The organism is Mesorhizobium sp. M5C.F.Ca.IN.020.32.2.1, assembly GCF_004023105.1.
GTDB lineage: Bacteria > Pseudomonadota > Alphaproteobacteria > Rhizobiales > Rhizobiaceae > Mesorhizobium > Mesorhizobium wenxiniae.
Window position 1 is genome coordinate 1 of the sequence record NZ_RZSX01001202.1, and the last position, 1,481, is coordinate 1,481.

Annotated in this window: 1 protein-coding gene and 2 pseudogenes; 1 reads left to right on the forward strand and 2 read right to left on the reverse strand. The window is 58.2% G+C overall.

Annotated features, from left to right (window positions below; translation table 11 throughout):
- Together EOA86_RS34345 and EOA86_RS34350 are read right to left on the reverse strand one after the other, a co-directional pair.
- Positions 1–209: pseudogene (locus tag EOA86_RS34345) on the reverse strand (hypothetical protein); the annotation flags it as partial.
- 198 nt (positions 210–407) lie between these two features.
- The gene (locus EOA86_RS34350) at positions 408–1,238 is read right to left on the reverse strand and encodes a cell envelope integrity EipB family protein (protein WP_029352783.1); all 831 of its coding nucleotides are present in this window, start codon (positions 1,236–1,238) and stop codon (positions 408–410) included.
- 137 nt (positions 1,239–1,375) lie between these two features.
- On the opposite strand from EOA86_RS34350, the pseudogene EOA86_RS40925 reads away from it, so the two are divergent.
- A pseudogene (locus EOA86_RS40925) lies at positions 1,376–1,481 on the forward strand (RidA family protein); the annotation flags it as partial.

Consider the following 1,481-nt stretch of genomic DNA (forward strand, 5'->3'; position numbering starts at 1 on the left):
CAACAGGCCTTCAGCCGCTGCCGGTCGTCGTCGGGAAACTCGATATGACGGACATTGGCGACGCCGCGCAATCCGGCCAGGCGGTTGAACGGCAACAGGTCGCGAAACCCGGGAATGCCATGCAGCATGACAACCCGGTTGACTACAGTCATGATCCTGATTAGCGCCGGATTGGGCCTCGGCGCCACGAACACATCGATTCTGCTCAACCCACCCCCCGATCGACCCATCGGCGTAGAAGTTGAGATGCAATTGCGGCGTGTTCAAGTCATGGCGCATGACCCCACAATTCGGAATCGATTTTCGGAAAGGATCATGCGCAAAATCAAAGTGCTACAGCGTCCTTTGCGCGGCCAAGAACGCGCGGCGCTGTAGGCGCCGCCTTGCGGGCGTGGTTAACCTGAAGCCTATTTCGGCGGACAGGCTTTCGACTGATCGAACAACGACAGATTGACCAGCTTGCCGGTCATCGAGAACTCGCCATAGTCCATGACGAGGTCGCGCGTGATGCCGTTGTCATGCAGCTTGAAGCTGATCCGGTACTCCGGCACCTCCTCGCCTGACTTGTCGGTGCCGTCGAAATAGGCAATGTCGACTGGCCAGTATTTGTCGGTGGCGAGTTTCGCCAATGCCGGCGCTTCCGGATCAGCTTTGTCGGCATCGGCTTTCTTGCCGACTACGACGGTGGTGGTCATCACTTTGTCGGCATCTTCCGAGCCGTCGAACAGGTTGGTTTCGTAGAAATTTTCGCCCTTTTCGGCCTTGTCGATCAGTTCGGCCAGATGCTGGGTCGGAAACTGGGTGGCAGCGAGTTCGAGGCTGCTCTTCTCCGGCTTGTCGATGTCGACCTTGAGGCCCTTCGTCTCCTTCGTCGCGGTGCCCTTCACCTCCTTGTCGAGGTTCTGGTCAACGAAGGATTTTGTCACGAACGAGAACGTCTTGCCTTCGGCGTCCTCGAAAGTGGTCGTCTGCTGGTCGGTCAGCTTTGTTGCATTGTCGTTAGTGGCAATTTGGGTGACGAAGCGGAACTTCACCGTGTAGCCTTCGCAAGGTGAGCCGTTGAACTCATAGACCATGCGGCCGGAAATGCCGGTAATGCCGGAGCGATCGGAGGCTTTGTCCAGGCTCAGATCGTAAACCGCGCGATGCGCTTGCAGCGCCGGTACGGCAAAAGCCGGCGCCATCGAGAACACCGCTGGCAGCAGGACAGCGTGGAATGCGAGGCGTGTTGCGCGCATGAGGGGCTCCGATCATCGCGCCTGATGGCAGGCCGCAGGAAAGAGGATCCAGCTTAAAAAAAGTCGTGGCGGAAGCGAGGCAAAAATAGCAATTTCGGCCCGGCCTGCCCGGCGTCATCAAGCAATAGGGAAATACCATGAGCGAAACAATCGAAAAGCGGCTAAGCGAAATCGGCGTGACGCTTCCGGTCGCAGCCGCGCCCGCCGCCAATTACGTGCCCTATTCCAGGTCAGGCAATCTGC

Bases quoted from the DNA above. Each gene is read 5' to 3' on its own strand.
- EOA86_RS34350 (WP_029352783.1), bottom strand. From the start codon at position 1,238: ATGCGCGCAACACGCCTCGCATTCCACGCTGTCCTGCTGCCAGCGGTG.